Here is a 15954-nt window from a genome sequence, read left to right on the forward strand (position 1 = left end):
GGCGCCGCGCCCGCGGACGCGCTAGTCGGCGAGGAGGCGGGCGCCCGAGACCGGGCCCGTGACGCGGGCGACCGTCAGCCGCGCGGCGGAGAGGGCGATCTGCAGGGAGATCGCGGAGTCGAGGTCGGCGGCGAGGAACGCGATCGTCGGGCCCGAGCCGGAGACGATGCCCGCGAGGGCGCCGTTCTGCTCCCCCAGCTCGAGGACCTTCGCGAGATCCGGCGCGAGGTGCAGGGAGGGGGCCTGCAGGTCGTTGTGCAGGCACTCGGCGAGCATGTGCGGGTCGCCCGCCCGGAGTGCCTGCAGGACGCCCGCGTCGACGAACGGCTGCGGGCTCGCCGGGAAGATGTCGAGGGCGTGCCGGTCGCGGTGCCGGTCGAGCTCCTGGTAGACGGCCGGGGTGCTCATCCCGAAGTCGGCGAACGCGAGCACCCAGTGGAAGGTGCCCTTCGCGAGCGCGGGGCTCAGCCGGTCGCCCCGTCCGGTGCCGATCGCGGTGCCGCCCATCAGCGCGAACGGCACGTCGGCGCCGAGGCGTGCCGCGAGCGCGTGCAGCTCCTCGCGGCCGACGTCGGTTCCCCAGAGCGCGTCGCAGGCGAGCAGGGCACCCGCCGCGTCCGCGGAGCCGCCGCCCATGCCGCCGGCGATGGGCACGCGCTTCGTGATCTCAAGCCGGACGCCGCCCCGGAAACCCGTGCGGCGGGCGAGCGCGCGGGCCGCCTTGATTGCGATGTTGGACGCGTCGGTCGCGAGCCCCGAGCTGTCGATGGGCCCGTCGAAGGACACCGAGAAGTCGGACGCGGGGAACGCCCGCACCTCCTCGCACAGCGACACCGCCTGGTACGCGGTGGCCACGTCGTGGTAGCCGTCCTCCTGCAGAGTGCCCACGCGCATGAAGACGTTGATCTTGCCCGGCGCCCGCACGTGCACTGCGGCGGCGGGCGTGGTCATGCCTCCAACCTAACGTCCCGGATCCGACAGCCGCGGGCCCCGGCGAAACGCTGCGACTCGGTTCAGGCGGCCGCGACGCGGGCGATGCGCAGGAAGTCCTCCACGGTCAGGCGTTCTCCCCGGGCCGACGGGTCGACGCCCGCCGCCGCGAGCGCGCCGCCCGCGGCGTCGGCGCCGCCGAGTACGCCCGACAGGGACTGTCGCAGCGTCTTGCGGCGCTGTCCGAAGGCGGCGTCGACGAGCCGGAAGGTCGCGCGGCGCTCCTCGGCCGTGCCCGGCTCCTCGTCGTGCCGGGTGAACCCGACGAGCACCGAGTCGACGTTCGGCACCGGCCAGAACACCTGCCGGCTCACCTGTCCGGCGACGCGGAAGGCTCCGTACCAGGCCGACTTCACGCTCGGCGAGCCGTACACCTTCGAGCCGGGCCGGGCGGCGATCCGCTCCCCCACCTCGGCCTGCACCATCACGACCCCGGACCGGATGCTGTCGAAGTGCTCGAGGAAGTGCAGGAGCACCGGCACCGACACGTTGTAGGGCAGGTTGGCGACGAACCGGACGGGGTCCGGCAGTTCGGTGACGCGGAGCGCGTCGGCGTGCACCACGTCGAGTCGCGCGGCGGCGTCCAAGCCGCCCACCTCCGCCACCGTCAGCGGCAGCTGCTCGGCCAGGCGCCCGTCGATCTCGACCGCGGCCACGCGGGCGCCCGCCTCGAGCAGCCCGAGGGTCAGGGAGCCGAGGCCGGGCCCCACCTCGACGACCGTCTCCCCCGCCTCGACGCCCGCGGTGCGGACGATCCGCCGCACCGTGTTCGGATCGAGAACGAAGTTCTGGCCGAGCTTCTTGGTCGGGTTCACGCCGAGCCGGGCGGCGAGCTCCCGGATCTCGGCGGGCCCGAGCAGCGCCGGCCGCGGATCACTCATGCGAGGGCGGCGGGCGTGACGGCGTCCTCGTCCGGCACGGGCGGGTCGTCCGTCCACAGGCCGTAGACGAGCTCGGTGTTCGAGGAGATCTGCGCCGCCAGCATCGACACGTCGGTGCCGAGGCGCGCCGCCATCGCGCGCAGCGTGTGCGGCAGCAGGTACGGCGCGTTGGGCCGGCCGCGCAGCGGGGTCGGCGTGAGGAACGGCGCGTCGGTCTCGACGAGGAGCAGGGCGCGCGGCATCACGTCGAGCGCCTCGCGGAGGTCCTCGGCGTTCTTGAACGTCACATTGCCGGAGAAAGACGTGTACCAGCCGTTCTCCGCGCACTGCCGGGCGAGCACGACGTCGCCCGAGAAGCAGTGGAACACCGTCTTCTCCGGGGCGCCGACCCGCTTGAGCGTGCGGACGACCTCGTCGTGCGCGTCCCGGTCGTGGATCTGCAGCGCGATCCCCTCGCGCTTCGCGATCTCGATGTGCGCCTCGAAGCTCTCGTACTGGGCGGCGCGGCCCTCCTCGCCGGTGCGGAAGAAGTCGAGGCCTGTCTCGCCGACGGCACGGACGCGGGGCCGCTTCGCGAGCTCGGCGATCTCCGCGATGGCGCTCTGCAGCTGCCCGGCCTCGGCGTAGCGCGGCGCCTCGTTCGGGTGGATCGCGACCGCCGCGAGCATTCGCGGCTCGTTCGCCGCGACCTCCGCCGACCAGCGGCTCGTCTCCAGGTCGCCGCCGACCTGGATGACGCCGCGCACGCCCACGCTCGACGCGCGGTCGAGGTGCTCGAGGTAGCCGATCGGCTCGATGCCGTCCGCGATCTCGAGGTGCGTGTGGTTGTCGTAGACGGGGACGGTGAGCGCCTCCGGCAGCGGCGGATACGTCAGGTCGCGGCTCGTCCCGTTGATCTCCGTCGTGTTCCGCTGGCGGACGTAGTTGGACGGCTCGGCGTTCGACGCGTCGCTCATCGGGCGGCCCCCACCCCGGCCTCCTGCTCGATGCGCGGGAATAGGGCCTCGAGCGGGGACACGGCCGATCCGGCGGGCAGCTGGCCCCAGTCGCCGGCGGTGCGGATGGGCTGGTCGGCGAGCGCGCCGGGTGCGCCGAGCGAGGTCCACAGCTTCGCGGTGGACTTCGGGATAACCGGCGACAGCAGCACGGCGAGCGCGCGGAGCCCCTCGGCCGCCGTGTACAGCACGGTCCCGAGCCGCTCGCGGTTCTCCGGCTGCTTGGCGAGCACCCACGGCTCCTGCTCGGTGATGTAGCCGTTGAGCTCCTCGACGACCGTCCAGATCGCGCCGATCGCCTCGTGGATCGCGAAGCGCTCGATCGCGGCGTCGGCGTCCCGGGCCGCCGCGGCGACCGTCGCGCGGATCGCCTCGTCCGCGGGCTGGAGCGCGCCGGACTGCGGCACGACGCCGTCGAAGTAGCGGGTGATCATCGCGACCACGCGGGAGGCGAGGTTGCCGAAGCCGTTCGCGAGCTCCGCCTGGTAGCGGGCGGAGAGGTCCTCCCAGCTGAACGACCCGTCCTGCCCGAACGTGATGGCGCGCATGAAGTAGTAGCGGAACGCGTCGGAGCCGAAGACGTCGGTGATCTGGTTCGGCGCGATGCCGGTGAGCTTCGACTTCGACATCTTCTCGCCGCCGACGAGCAGCCAGCCGTGCGCGAACACGTGCTTCGGCACGTCGAGGCCGGCGGCCATCAGCATGGCCGGCCAGATCACCGCGTGGAAGCGGAGGATGTCCTTGCCGACGAGCTGGATGCCCGGCCAGCGGCGCTCGAAGTTGGCCTCGTCCTGCCCGTACCCGATCGCGGTGATGTAGTTGAGCAGCGCGTCGAACCACACGTAGACGACGTGCTGCGGGTCCCACGGGATCTGGATGCCCCAGTCGAAGCTGGAGCGCGAGATCGACAGGTCGGCGAGCCCCTGCTTGACGAAGGAGACGACCTCGTTGCGGGCGCTCTCGGGCTGCACGAAGTCGGGCCGCTCCTCGTAGAGGGCGAGGAGCCGCTCCTGGAACTCGCTCATCCGGAAGAAGTAGTTGCGCTCGTGCAGCAGCTCGACCGGCTTCGAGTGGATGGCGCAGACGCGCTCCCCCTCGAACGGACCGACGCCCGCCACCAGCTCGCTCGGCTGCTTGTACTCCTCGCAGCCGACGCAGTAGAAGCCCTCGTAGTCGCCGGTGTAGATGAACCCGGTGTCGTACAGCTTCTGCAGGAACGCCGCGGCGCTCGTCTCGTGCCGCTCCTGGGTGGTGCGGATGAAGTCGTCGTTGGCGATGTCGAGGGTGTCGAGCAGCGGCAGCCAGGAGCTCTCGACGAGGCGGTCCGCCCACTCGCGTGGCGTCATGTCGTTCGCGGACGCGGTGCGCAGCATCTTCTGGCCGTGCTCGTCGGTGCCGGTCAGCAGCCAGGTGTCGTCGCCGGCCTGGCGGTGCCAGCGGGCGAGCACGTCGGCGGCGACCTCCGTGTAGCCGTGGCCGATGTGCGGGACGTCGCTGGGGTAGAAGATCGGCGTGGTGATGTAGAAGGACGCGCCGGAAGACATGCCGACCATCCTATTCGGCGGCCTTCCGCCCCCTCGGCGGCGTTACTTCCGTCGGCGGCGCCTGCAACCGTACGACCGTTTTGCAACGGCACGCGATTGCGAAACGGTCGTTCTGTTGCACGGGCGCGGGCGGTGCTTCAGCGGCGGCGCAGCGCCGCCTCGTACAGCTCGCGGCGGGACAGGCCGGTCGCCTCGGCGACCTCGGCCGAGGCCTCCTTGAGGCGGGTGCCCGATGCGACGAGGGCCAGCACCTGCGCGATGGCGTCCTCCGCCGACACCTCGACAGGGGCGGCGCCCTCGACCACGACCACGATCTCGCCGCGGACCCCGTCTGCCGCCCACGCCGCGAGCTCCGCCGCGGTGCCGCGGACGACCTCCTCGTGCAGCTTGGTCAGCTCGCGGCAGACCGCCACGCGGCGCTCGGCTCCGAACGCGCCCGCGAGGTCGGCGAGGAGGTCGCCGAGCCGCTGCGGGGACTCGAAGAAGACGAGGGTCCGCGGCTCGCGGGCGAGCTCGGCCAGCAGCGCGCGGCGTTCGGCGGGCCGACGGGGCGGGAAGCCTTCGAACGCGAACCGGTCGGTGGGGAGACCGGAGACGGCGAGCGCGGTGGGCACGGCGGACGCGCCCGGGAGCACGGTGACGCGGACGTCCGCCTCGACGGCGGCGGTGACGAGGCGGTAGCCGGGATCGGAGACGGTCGGCATCCCGGCGTCGCTCAGGACGAGCACGTCGGTGTCGGCGGCGATGGCGAGGAGCTCGGCGATCCGCTCCCGCTCGTTGTGCTCGTTGAGGGACACGAGCCGCGGGCGGTTCTCCACCTTGAGGCCGGCGAGCAGACGCTGCGTGACGCGGGTGTCCTCGGCCGCGACGACGGTGGCCGTGCGGAGGGCGTCGACGAGGCGGACGGTCGCGTCGCCCAGGTTCCCGATCGGGGTCGCGGCGAGGACCAGCATGGCTCCAGTCTCCCCCCTCGCGTCCGCGGAGGCGTGCGGAGGGGGCCGGAGGCACGGCGGCCCCACCGGGACAGCCAGCGGGGCGCGGAGGTCGCCCCGCCTATCATGGGGCGGTGCCGAGCCCGATCGCCCTCTCCCGGCGCGCGCTCCGCGACCTGCCCGTCCTCGCCGCCGTGCCCCGTACGCCGCTCGCCCGGGCCCTCGACGATCGGGTGTGGCGATGGCTCGGCCCGCTGATCGTGACGCTGCTCGCGGCCGTCCTCCGCTTCTGGAACCTCGGGCATCCGCCGACGCTCATGTTCGACGAGACGTACTACGTGAAGGACGCGTGGACGATCCTCAACCTGGGCTACGAGGCCACATGGCCGGAGGGCTCGGACGAGCAGTTCAACGCCGGCATCGTGGACGGCTACACCACGACCGGCTCGTACGTCGCGCATCCACCGCTCGGCAAGTGGCTGATCGCCATCGGCCTCGCGATCTTCGGCCCGGAGAGCACGTTCGGCTGGCGGTTCTCGACGGCCCTCGCCGGCACCCTGGCGGTGCTGCTGCTCGTCCTGATCGCGACGACCCTGTTCCGGAGCACCCTCCTCGGCGTGCTCACCGGCGCGCTCTTCGCGGTGGACGGGCAGGCGATCGTGCTCTCGCGCATCTCGCTGCTCGACAACTTCGTGATGCTGTTCGCGCTGCTCGGGTTCGGGGCGGTCCTGTTGGATCGGCGCTCCCGCGACCGGCGGCTCGAGGCGTGGCGGGCCGCGCGGGGGCACGAGCTCGCCGTCGGGTGGGGTCCCGCGCTGGCGATGCGGCCCTGGCTGCTCGCGGCGGGCGTCGCGTTCGGCCTCACCTGCGCGGTGAAGTGGTCGGGCGTGTACTTCCTCGCCGCGTTCGGCATCTACGTCGTCGTGTCGGAGGCGCTCGCACGGCGAAGGGCCGGCGTCGACGGCTGGCTCCTCGCGAGCGTGGTGCGCCAGGCGCCGCTCGCGGCCCTGTGGATGCTGCCCGCCGCCCTCGCCGCCTACCTGGCGAGCTTCACGGGCTGGTTCCTCTCCTCGGGCGGGTGGGGCCGCTCGTGGATCGAGACCGGCGGCGGGGAGCGCTGGACAGGTGCGCTCGCCTGGGTGCCGGACGCCGTGCAGAACCTCTGGCATTGGCACGCCGACATCTACGCGTTCCACACGGGCCTCAGCACGAGCCACCCGTATGCGACGCCCGCGATCCTGTGGCCGCTGCTCGCGCGTCCGACCCAGATCCACTACATCGGCAGCGGGATGGGGGAGAACGGCTGCACGGCGTCGTACTGCTCGGAGATCGTGTGGTCGGTCGCGAACCCGCTGCTCTGGTGGACCGCGATCGCGGCGACGCTCTACCTCGTCTACCGCTTCGTCCGGTATCGGCACGGCCGGGATGCGCTCATCCTCACCGCGGTCGCGGCCGGCTACCTGCCGTGGCTGCTGTACCCGACGCGGACGATGTTCCAGTTCTACACGATCGCCTTCGAGCCCTACCTGCTGCTCGCTCTCGTCGCGGTCCTCGGCGGACTCACCGGACTGATCGGCGATCCGGTGTCGAAGAACCAGCGCATCCTCGCCACGAGGCTGGCCGGCGTTTTCCTCGTCCTGGTCGCCCTGCTCAGCGCGTTCTTCTACCCGCTGTGGGCGGGGATCCAGACGCCGTTCTGGTTCTGGCAGATCCACGTGTGGCTGCCGAGCTGGGTCTGAGCCGCGGCAGCCGGCGGGACGGGGCGATCCGTCACGCGGCCGTCGTCAGCGCCTGGCGCACCTGCTCCGCCTCGTGGGTCGGCAGGCGGCACACGAACCCCTCGCAGAGGTAGGCGGTCGCCCGCCCGTCGTGTGCGGCGCGATCCGCGAAGAGGCCGAAGCCGGCGTCGGCGAAGGCGCGCGCCTGCTCCTCCGTCACCGACACCGCGACGTCGAGCTCGGCCGACTGCACGACGGCCGCGAGGTCCGGGTCCTCGGGGCCGACGACGATCAGCGCGGTCCCGATCTCCTGCAGCCGCGCGAGCGCCTCCAGCGCGCCGCCAAGCGAGATGGGGCGGGACGCGGCGATGGCGGCGAGCGGAGCGAGTGCCAGCTCGGCGGCCTCCCGGTACTCGTCTTCGCCGGTCAGCTCGTTCAGCAGCATCGCCGCGACGGCCATCTCGCTCGTGCCCGACGGGTAGGCGCCCTCGCCCGTGTCGGCGGCGAGCGCCAGTCCCCGCCGAGCCAGCGTCGAGTCGGGGCCACCGGGCGCCGCGAACGCCTGCCCGGGCCCGGCCGCCGAGCGGCAGTCGTCGACGAGCTCCCGGGCCACCTTCGCGTAGTGCACTTCCCCGGACGCGAGAGCCAGCTCGAGCAGCCCGCGGGCCAGCATCCCGTAGTCCTCGAGCGTTGCGGGCGCGGGCGACTGGCGGCCGTCCAGGGTTGCGCGGAGGAGGGACCGGCCGGTGCGCGCGGAGGCGAGCACCGCGTCGGCGGCCTCCTCGGCGAGACGCGTCCACTCGGGCCGGCCGAGACGGCGGGCGGCGGTGGCGAGCGCGCCGATCGCGAGGCCGTTCCAGCCGGTGAGCACCTTGCCGTCGACGGCCGGCGGCGGCTGGTCCGCGCGCCCGGCCGCGTCGAGCGCGTAGTACCCGCCCTCGGTGCGCTCGCCGTTCACGAAGCTCTCCGAGTCCTGGGCGGAGCCGAAGGCGCCGGACGGGCGCCTCAGCACCTCGGTGAGGAAGGACACGATGCCCGCCGCCGTGTCCGCGTCGCCGACCTCGGCGTACGCCCGCAGCAGCTGCGCGTTGTCGTAGAGCATCCGCTCGTAGTGGGGCTCCGTCCAGTCGCGCTTCGTGGCGTACCGGAAGAAGCCGCCCTCGACCGGGTCCCGCAGCCCGGATGCGGCCATCGCGGCGAGGGTGCGGCGGGCGAGGGCGCCGACCTCCGCGGCGCGAGGCTGCGGCAGCACGGGCGAGCGCCCGAGACGCAGCGCGAGGAGCAGGACCGGCGCGACCGGGAACTTCGGCGCCCCGCCGAACCCGCCGTGCTCGTGGTCCTCGTAGGCCAGCAGCTGCTCGGCCACCTCGCCGAAGTCGACCGAGGCCCCCGACTCCGAAGGCATCACCGGCGCCACGAGCGCCTCCGCGAGGGCGCCCGAGACCCGGTCGACCTCCTCGCGCTTGGTGCGCCAGGCCTCGTCGACGGCCTCCAGCACCTGCCGGAAGGACGGATGGCCCGCCATGGGCCGGGGCGGCGAGTACGTGCCGGCGTAGAAGGCGCGCCCGTCCGGCGTCGCGAACACGTTGAGGGGCCAGCCGAGGTTCGGCGTGAACGCGGAGGCGGCCGCCATGTACGTCGAGTCGACGTCCGGATGCTCCTCACGGTCCACCTTGATCGCGACGAAGTGCTCGTTGAGGTAAGCCGCGATCCCCGGATCGGAGAAGCTCTCGCGCGCCATCACGTGACACCAGTGGCAGGTGGCGTAGCCGATCGAGACGAGCACCGGCACATCCCGGCGCTCGGCCTCGTCGAAGGCGTCCTCGCCCCACGGGCGCCAATCGACGGGGTTGTCCGCGTGACTGCGGAGGTAGGGACTGACGGCGCTGTCGAGTCGGTTCATTCCTCCACGCTAGGACGGCGGCGACGGGGCCGTCTGCCCCCTTGACCGCGCAGGGCCCGCACCGCGAGCTGCAGCGCGCTGACCACGAGGAGCACCGCGAACGCGATGGCGGAGACGCGCGCCGGGAGGAGGAACGCTGCCGCGACCCCCGCGAGCGACGTGATCGCCGCGGCTCCGCCGACCAGAAGGCCCGCCCTCAGGTCGACGAGGCGGGCGCGCACGTTCGACACGGTGCCGACCGCACTCGACGCGACGATCACCGTGAGGGAGGTCCCCTTCGCGAGCAGGTCGCCGACGCCGAAGCCGGCGACCAGCACGGGCACGATGATGATGCCGCCGCCCACCCCGAAGAGCCCGGACGCGATTCCGACCAGGAAGCCGATCCCGGCGAGGAGGAGCAGCAGCCACCCGTCGAGCACGCTCTCCGCGCCCCGCGCGGGCACGACGAGCACGAGCCGGAGGGCCACCGCCAGAAGCAGCGCGATGAAGAGCCAGCGGAGCAGGGCGACATGGAGCTTTCGCAGCAGGCGCGTGCCGACGAGGGTGCCGGGGATCGCGCCGACCGCCAGGGCGATGGCCGCGTCGAGCTCCACCTGGCCCTGCACGAGGTAGCCGATCGCCCCGACGATGGAGGCGGGCACGATCGCGGCGAGCGAGAGAGCCGATGCGCGGCGCTGGTCGAACCGGGCGAGTGCGACGAGCAGCGGCACCATCACGACGCCGCCGCCGACCCCGAACAGGCCGGAGAGGAACCCGCCGATCGCGCCGACGGCGAGCAGCGCGAACCAGGGCAGTCGCTCAGCGGTGGTGCCGCTCATGCGTCCGCCAGCCGGCGACCCGGCGGGATCAGCAGGATCGCCGCGGAGACCACCCACACGACGCCGACGAGCACGGTGAGCGTGACGCCGCCGAGCACGCCCAGTGCGCCGAAGACCGCGGCGCCGAGCGCGCCGGCCGTGCCGCGCAGTCCGGCGCCGACCGTGAACACCTGGGAGCGGACCTCGGCCGGGCTCTCGGAGTGCCGGATCAGCTGCATCGCGGAGACGCCCGGCGCCGTGAACAGGCCGGCGACCGCCATCGCGACGAGGGTGAGCGGCAGGCCGGGGAGAAGGCCGGCGGCGATGGTCGCGATTCCGGTGCCGCCGAAGGTGACGAGCATCACGCGGTGCGGCGTCCACCGGCGCACCGGCCGCCACGCGGTCCACAGCGCGCCGATGAGCCCGCCGACGGAGAACGCGGTCACGATCCAGCCGGCGTCGGCCTCCGAGGACGCCCGCTCGGCGGCGAGCGCGACCGCCGCGATCGGCAGGCCGCCGCCGCCGAGCTGGGTGAGCGTGCCGGACAGCGTGGACAGCGCGAGCGGGCGGTGGCCGACCATGTGCCGGGTGCCGCGAGCGACCTCGGTGAGGACGGCCGCCCGCTCCTCCCGCACCGGTCGTGGCGGCAGTGCGAGCAGCAGCACCGCGGCGGCCCCGACGAGCGCGACGGCGGCGAGCAGCTGCAGCGCCACTCGCCCGGAGGCCGACGCCAGGGCGAGGGCGGCGATCGCCGGCCCCGCCACCCCGGCGATGTTGTAGGAGAGGGTGTCGCTCGCGAAGGCCTTCTCGTGGCCGGGGATGACATCCGCGGCGAAGCTGCTGAGACCCCCGCCGAACGCGGGCGTGCAGCAGCCGGCGAGCAGGAGGGCGACCACGACCGCGGCCGTCGGCAGGATCCCGAGCAGGCTGCCGATCGCGAGCGCCGCGGCGACGACGAGCGCGGAGCCGAGCACGAGCGCACGCGGACGCCTCGCGCGGTCGAGGGCGACGCCGGCGAACGGCGCGACGATCACGCTCGGCGCGAGCAGGGCGGCGATGAGCAGGCCGCCGAGCGCGACGCTGCCCGCCTCCTGCACCGCGACGACCGCGAGCGCGACGCGGGCGCCGTCGAGCGCCAGCCGCAGCGGCACCGCGGCGAGCAGGTAGGCCGCGATGCGGCCGCCCGCCGCGGTGCCGGTTGCCGTGGTCAGCGGAAGCTGGCGGTCGCGGGGTCCGCCCCCACCCGCCGGCCCGCGTCGAGGCTGTCGAAGACGGCGAGCTCGTCCGGCGTCAGCGAGAAGTCGAGGATGTCGAAGTTCTCGCGCTGCCGGTCCGGGTTGTTCGACTTCGGGAACACGATCCGCCCCTCGTCGAGGTGCCAGCGCAGCGTGACCTGTGCCGCCGTCTTGCCGTACTTCTCGGCGATCGCGGCGACGTCCTCGCGGTCGACGATCTGTCCGGACGCGAGCGGCGACCACGCCTCGATGGCGATTCCGTGCTGCTTGCAGAACTCGGTCACGTCGCGCTGCTGGAGCTCGGGGTGCAGCTCGATCTGGTTGACCGCCGGCACGATGTCGCTCGCGGCGAACAGGTCCTGCAGGTGGTCGGGCAGGAAGTTGGAGACGCCGATAGTCTTCGCGCGGCCGCTCGCGAGGATCTCCTCCAGCGCCTTCCACGCCTCGACGTACTCCCCGTACATCGGGACCGGCCAGTGGATGAGGTAGAGGTCGACGAAGTCCAGGCCGAGGCGCTCGAGGCTCTGGTCGAACGCGGCGAGCGCCTTGTCGCGCTTGTGGTTCGAGTTCCACAGCTTGGTGGTCACGTAGAGGTCGTCGCGCGCGATGCCGGAGGCGGCGATCGCGGCGCCGACGCCCTCCTCGTTGCCGTAGATCGCGGCCGTGTCGATGTGGCGGTAGCCGACGCCGAGCGCGCTCTCGACCACCTCCTGGGTCTTCTCGGGCTCCACCTGGAATACCCCGAAGCCGAGCTGCGGGATCTCGGTGCCGTTGTTGAGGGTGACCGTTGGGACAGCGGTGTTCGTCGTCATGGCTACCACTCTTCCATCGCATCCCGACTCGGCGGAAAACGCCGGTCGGGGCCTTGACGGCGAGGATCGCGTCGTCCCCTCGCCAGGAGCCTGTCCCTCGAGCAGGAGCACGGACCCCCGGCTGCTGCGAGAGGGACGCCGTGCTGCCGAAGGGACGGGGTCGCTGCCGTCCTTCCGCTGATCGGCGGCGACTTACGATGGAGGGCTCATGTCCCTCGACGCCCCTGCCATCGTCTACCCCGCCGAGCTGCCGGTCTCGGCGGCGAAGGACGAGATCGCGGCCGCCATCCGGGACCACCAGGTCATCGTGCTCGCGGGTGCCACCGGCTCCGGCAAGACCACGCAGCTGCCGAAGATCTGCCTCGAGCTCGGCCGGCAGTCGATCGGGCACACACAGCCCCGGCGCATCGCGGCCCGCACCATCGCGGAGCGCATCGCCGAGGAGCTCGGTGTCGAGCTGGGCGGGCTCGTCGGCTACCAGGTGCGCTTCACGGACAGAGCGAGCGCCGACACGCGCATCAAGCTGATGACGGACGGCATCCTGCTGAACGAGCTCAGCCACGACGGGATGCTCAGCCGCTACGACACGATCATCATCGACGAGGCCCACGAGCGAAGCCTCACGATCGACTTCCTGCTCGGCTACCTCACCCGGCTGCTGCCCCAGCGCCCCGACCTCAAGGTGATCGTCACCTCGGCGACCATCGATCCGGAGAGCTTCGCGCGCCACTTCGCCGCGGCCGACGGCGAGCCCGCGCCGGTGCTCGAGGTGTCCGGCCGCACCTACCCCGTCGAGATCCGCTACCGCCCGCTCGTGGCGGACGACGCGGAGGACGGCGGCTCGCGCGAGGACCGCGACCTCTTCGACGGCATCGTCGCCGCCCTCGACGAGCTGGCCGGCGAGCCGCCCGGCGACGTGCTCGTGTTCCTCTCCGGCGAGAACGAGATCCGCGACGCCGAGGACGCCATCCGGGCGCGCAACCTTCCCGGCACCGAGGTGCTGCCGCTCTACGGCCGCCTCTCCGCCACTGAACAGCACCGCGTGTTCGACACCCGGCGCGCCCCCGGCATCCGGCGCCGCATCGTGCTCGCGACGAACGTCGCCGAGACGAGCATCACCGTGCCGGGCATCAAGTACGTCGTCGACGGCGGCACCGCCCGCATCTCCCGCTACGGCGCGCGCTCGAAGGTGCAGCGCCTGCCAATCGAGCCGATCTCGCAGGCGTCCGCGAACCAGCGCTCGGGCCGCGCGGGCCGCACCAGCGAGGGCATCGCCATCCGGCTCTACTCGGAGGAGGACTTCGAGAAGCGCCCCGAGTTCACCGATCCCGAGATCCTCCGCACCGGCCTGTCCGCGGTCATCCTGCAGATGCTCGACCTCGACCTCGGGGAGATCGAGGACTTCCCGTTCCTCCAGCCGCCCGACAAGCGGGGCGTGCGCGACGGGTTCGAGCTGCTGCGCGAGCTCGGCGCCCTCACCGGGGACGGGCGGCTCAGCCGCACCGGCCGCGACCTCGCGCGGCTGCCCATCGACCCGCGATTCGGCCGCATGGTGCTCGAGTCGAAGCGCAACGGCGTCGTCCGCGAGGTGCTCGCCATCGTCGCGGGGCTGAGCATCCAGGATCCGCGGGAGCGGCCGCTCGAGAAGCGCGAGCAGGCGGACCAGTCGCACGCCCGGTTCGCCGACCCGACGAGCGACTTCCTCTCGATCCTGAACCTCTGGAACCACCTCGAGGAGCGGCAGCGGGAGCTCTCCTCGAGCGCGTTCCGCCGCCTGTGCAAGGCCGAGTTCCTCAACTATCTCCGCGTCCGCGAATGGCAGGACGTCTACCGCCAGCTCGACCGCCTCGCCCGCCGCATCGGCATCCGTGCCGGCGAGCCGAAGGTCGATCCGGACGGCATCGCCCGCTCCCTGCTCTCCGGCCTGCTGTCCCAGATCGGGGTTCTGGATCAGCGCAGCGCGGCCAAGGGCGGCGGCGTCGGCAAGGAGAAGGATCGGGACAAGCGCCGCCGCAGCGCGGAGTTCCTCGGCGCGCGAGGCGTGAAGTTCGCGATCTTCCCGGGGAGTCCGCTCGCCAAGAAGCCCCCGGCAGCCGTGATGGCCGCGGAGCTCGTCGAGACCTCGCGGCTCTTCGCCCGCACCGTCGCCGCGATCGACCCCGCCTGGGCCGAGCGCCTCGCCGGCGACCTCGCCAAGCGGAACCACGCGGAGCCGCACTGGGAGGCGCGGCAGGGCGCCGCCGTGGGCTTCGAGACGGTGACCCTGTTCGGGGTCCCGCTGGTGGTCCGCCGCAAGGTGCAGTGGGCGCGGGTGGATCCGGTCGCCGCGCGCGAGCTCTTCCTCCGGCACGCGCTCGTCGAGCAGGAGTGGCCGCCCCACCTCGACCGGTCGAAGGACCCCGGGTTCGAGTTCGAGCGGCGCAACGCCAAGCTGCTGCGGGAGCTCGGCGAGGTCGAGGAGCGCACCCGCCGCCGCGATATCCTCTCCGGCGACGAGGCGATCTACGAGTTCTACGACGCCCGCGTTCCCGCCGACGTCGCGACCGTGCGTGCCTTCACGGCCTGGTGGGCGGACGCTCGGAAAGAGGCGCCTGCGCTGCTCACGATGACCCGCGCCGACCTCCTCGAGGAGGACGAGGAGAAGCCCGACGCGCAGGGGTTCCCCACCACCTGGCGCACCGGCGACCAGCGCCTCTCGCTCCGCTACCGCTTCGAGCCCGGCGCGGTCGACGACGGCGTCACGGTCGAGGTGCCGCTGCCGCTCCTGCCGCGGCTCGAGCCGGCGGGCTTCGACTGGCAGGTGCCGGGGCTCCGCGAGGAGCTCGTCACCGCGCTGATCCGCACCCTGCCGAAGGCGATCCGGCGCACCGTGGTGCCCGCGGCGGAGTGGGCGGCGCGGCTTGTCGCCGACCTGCCGTCGTCGCCTGACGGCGATCCGCTGACGGCCGCACTCGCGACCGCCATCCGCCGCGCGAACGGCACCGCGGTCGGCGCCGACGACTTCGACGTCGAGCGCCTTCCGCCCCACCTGCGGATGTCGTTCGCGGTCGTCGATGACCGGGGCCGCCGGCTGGGGCTGTCGAAGGACCTCGCCGAGCTGCAGCGGCGGCACGCGGACCGGGCGCGGGAGTCGGTGTCGAAGCTGTTCGACGCCAAGGCCCGCCGCGACGACTCCCCCGCGCCGAGCATCGAGCGGACCGGCCTCACCTCCTGGGACCTCGATGGGCTGCCGCGCGAGCTCGACCTGCGCCGCGGCGGCAGCCGCGTTCACGCCTATCCGGCGCTCGTCGACCGGGGCGAGACGGTCGACATCCGGCTGTTCGGCACGGCGGCGGAGCAGGCGGTCGCCCACCGGCGCGGCGTGCTCCGGCTGCTGCAGCTCGCGACCCCGTCGCCCGTCTCCTACCTCAACGAGCACCTCACCGGGGCCGAGAAGGTGGCACTCGCGACCAGTCCCTACGCGAACGCCCGCGCCCTGTTCGACGATGCGCTCCTCGCGGTGATCGAGGGACGCCTCCGGTCGAGAGCATCCGAGGGACTCCTCTGGACGCGCGCCGAGTTCGAGGCGGTCCGCGCGGACGTCTCCGCCCATGTGGTCGACGACCTCTTCGCCACGGTCGCCCTCGCGGCCCGCACCCTCACGGCCGCACGTGCGGCGGACGCGGCGATCCGGTCGGCGACGAGCCTCGCGCTGCTGCCCGCGCTCACCGACGCGCGCGCACAGCTCGACGCGCTCGTGCACCCCGGCTTCGTCGCGGTGACGGGCGTCGAGCGGCTGCGCCGGGTTCCCGTGTACCTCGACGGCATCCCGGCCCGGATCGCGAAGCTCCGCGAGAACCCGGGGCGCGACCGGGTCTGGCTCAACGAGGTGCAGACGGCCACCGAGCGCTACCTGGCGGCGGGCGGCACCCTGCCCCTGCGCCCGGACGCGGAGCCGAAGCTCGCCGAGGTCCGCTGGATGCTGGAAGAGCTGCGCCTCAGCCTCTTCGCCCAGCAGCTCGGCGCCTCCGGCCCGGTGTCCCTGCAGCGCATCACGAAGGCCCTCGCCGGCTGAGCGGGCGGCTCGCCGAGCCGACGGGCCGGTCCGGCTGATCCGGGCCGCCTAGGTGGCCCGGATCTGCCGAATCGGCCCAGGCTTGGATCGCGC

General features: G+C 73.1%; 11 protein-coding genes. 2 read left to right on the forward strand and 9 right to left on the reverse strand.

Annotated features, from left to right (window positions below; all coding sequences use genetic code 11):
- Positions 1–21: 21 nt before the first annotated feature.
- The 5 genes from J3P36_RS08090 to rsmI all read right to left on the reverse strand — a co-directional run bounded on the left by J3P36_RS08090 (position 22) and on the right by rsmI (position 5363).
- Positions 22–951: a 4-(cytidine 5'-diphospho)-2-C-methyl-D-erythritol kinase gene (locus J3P36_RS08090; protein WP_210507012.1), complete on the reverse strand. Its 930-nt coding sequence runs from the start codon at positions 949–951 to the stop codon at positions 22–24.
- 62 nt (positions 952–1013) lie between these two features.
- On the reverse strand, positions 1014–1871 hold the full coding sequence (gene rsmA / locus J3P36_RS08095; RefSeq protein WP_210507015.1) for a 16S rRNA (adenine(1518)-N(6)/adenine(1519)-N(6))-dimethyltransferase RsmA: 858 nt from the start codon (positions 1869–1871) through the stop codon (positions 1014–1016).
- Positions 1868–2827 carry a TatD family hydrolase gene (locus J3P36_RS08100; RefSeq protein WP_210507017.1) on the reverse strand — a complete coding sequence of 320 codons (960 nt, stop codon included), beginning with the start codon at positions 2825–2827 and terminating at the stop codon, positions 1868–1870. The genes rsmA and J3P36_RS08100 overlap by 4 nt, the downstream gene beginning before the upstream one ends.
- Positions 2824–4410: a methionine--tRNA ligase gene (gene metG, locus J3P36_RS08105; protein WP_210507019.1), complete on the reverse strand. Its 1587-nt coding sequence runs from the start codon at positions 4408–4410 to the stop codon at positions 2824–2826. The genes J3P36_RS08100 and metG overlap by 4 nt, the downstream gene beginning before the upstream one ends.
- A gap of 137 nt (positions 4411–4547) precedes the next feature.
- Positions 4548–5363, reverse strand: coding sequence for a 16S rRNA (cytidine(1402)-2'-O)-methyltransferase (gene rsmI, locus J3P36_RS08110; protein ID WP_210507021.1), 816 nt, complete (start codon positions 5361–5363; stop codon positions 4548–4550).
- 113 nt (positions 5364–5476) lie between these two features.
- Between rsmI and J3P36_RS08115 the strand changes: the two genes are divergently transcribed.
- Positions 5477–7081: a phospholipid carrier-dependent glycosyltransferase gene (locus J3P36_RS08115; protein ID WP_307807001.1), complete on the forward strand. Its 1605-nt coding sequence runs from the start codon at positions 5477–5479 to the stop codon at positions 7079–7081.
- Positions 7082–7112: 31 nt separating this feature from the next.
- Here the strand turns inward: J3P36_RS08115 and J3P36_RS08120 are convergent, their stop codons facing one another.
- From J3P36_RS08120 to J3P36_RS08135, 4 genes are read right to left on the reverse strand one after another with little or no spacing between them, the layout of a single operon-like run.
- Positions 7113–8963, reverse strand: coding sequence for a thioredoxin domain-containing protein (locus J3P36_RS08120; protein WP_210507023.1), 1851 nt, complete (start codon positions 8961–8963; stop codon positions 7113–7115).
- Complete coding sequence (locus tag J3P36_RS08125; RefSeq protein WP_210507025.1) at positions 8960–9781, reverse strand: sulfite exporter TauE/SafE family protein; 822 nt, start codon at positions 9779–9781, stop codon at positions 8960–8962. The genes J3P36_RS08120 and J3P36_RS08125 overlap by 4 nt, the downstream gene beginning before the upstream one ends.
- Positions 9778–10911 carry an MFS transporter gene (locus J3P36_RS08130; protein WP_210507027.1) on the reverse strand — a complete coding sequence of 378 codons (1134 nt, stop codon included), beginning with the start codon at positions 10909–10911 and terminating at the stop codon, positions 9778–9780. The genes J3P36_RS08125 and J3P36_RS08130 overlap by 4 nt, the downstream gene beginning before the upstream one ends.
- A 56-nt stretch (positions 10912–10967) precedes the next feature.
- Positions 10968–11807, reverse strand: coding sequence for an aldo/keto reductase (locus J3P36_RS08135; RefSeq protein ID WP_210507029.1), 840 nt, complete (start codon positions 11805–11807; stop codon positions 10968–10970).
- A gap of 208 nt (positions 11808–12015) precedes the next feature.
- Here J3P36_RS08135 and hrpA point away from each other — a divergent pair, with 208 nt between their 5' ends.
- Positions 12016–15861: an ATP-dependent RNA helicase HrpA gene (gene hrpA, locus J3P36_RS08140; RefSeq protein ID WP_210507031.1), complete on the forward strand. Its 3846-nt coding sequence runs from the start codon at positions 12016–12018 to the stop codon at positions 15859–15861.
- The last annotated feature ends 93 nt before the right edge of the window (positions 15862–15954 follow it).

It is taken from the genome of Naasia sp. SYSU D00057 (genome assembly GCF_017916505.1).
GTDB lineage: Bacteria > Actinomycetota > Actinomycetes > Actinomycetales > Microbacteriaceae > Naasia.

Bases quoted from the DNA above. Each gene is read 5' to 3' on its own strand.
- J3P36_RS08135 (WP_210507029.1), bottom strand. From the start codon at position 11,807: ATGACGACGAACACCGCTGTCCCAACGGTCACCCTCAACAACGGCACC.
- hrpA (WP_210507031.1), top strand. From the start codon at position 12,016: ATGTCCCTCGACGCCCCTGCCATCGTCTACCCCGCCGAGCTGCCGGTC.
- J3P36_RS08120 (WP_210507023.1), bottom strand. From the start codon at position 8,963: ATGAACCGACTCGACAGCGCCGTCAGTCCCTACCTCCGCAGTCACGCG.
- J3P36_RS08100 (WP_210507017.1), bottom strand. From the start codon at position 2,827: ATGAGCGACGCGTCGAACGCCGAGCCGTCCAACTACGTCCGCCAGCGG.
- rsmA (WP_210507015.1), bottom strand. From the start codon at position 1,871: ATGAGTGATCCGCGGCCGGCGCTGCTCGGGCCCGCCGAGATCCGGGAG.
- metG (WP_210507019.1), bottom strand. From the start codon at position 4,410: ATGTCTTCCGGCGCGTCCTTCTACATCACCACGCCGATCTTCTACCCC.
- J3P36_RS08090 (WP_210507012.1), bottom strand. From the start codon at position 951: ATGACCACGCCCGCCGCCGCAGTGCACGTGCGGGCGCCGGGCAAGATC.
- J3P36_RS08125 (WP_210507025.1), bottom strand. From the start codon at position 9,781: ATGAGCGGCACCACCGCTGAGCGACTGCCCTGGTTCGCGCTGCTCGCC.
- rsmI (WP_210507021.1), bottom strand. From the start codon at position 5,363: ATGCTGGTCCTCGCCGCGACCCCGATCGGGAACCTGGGCGACGCGACC.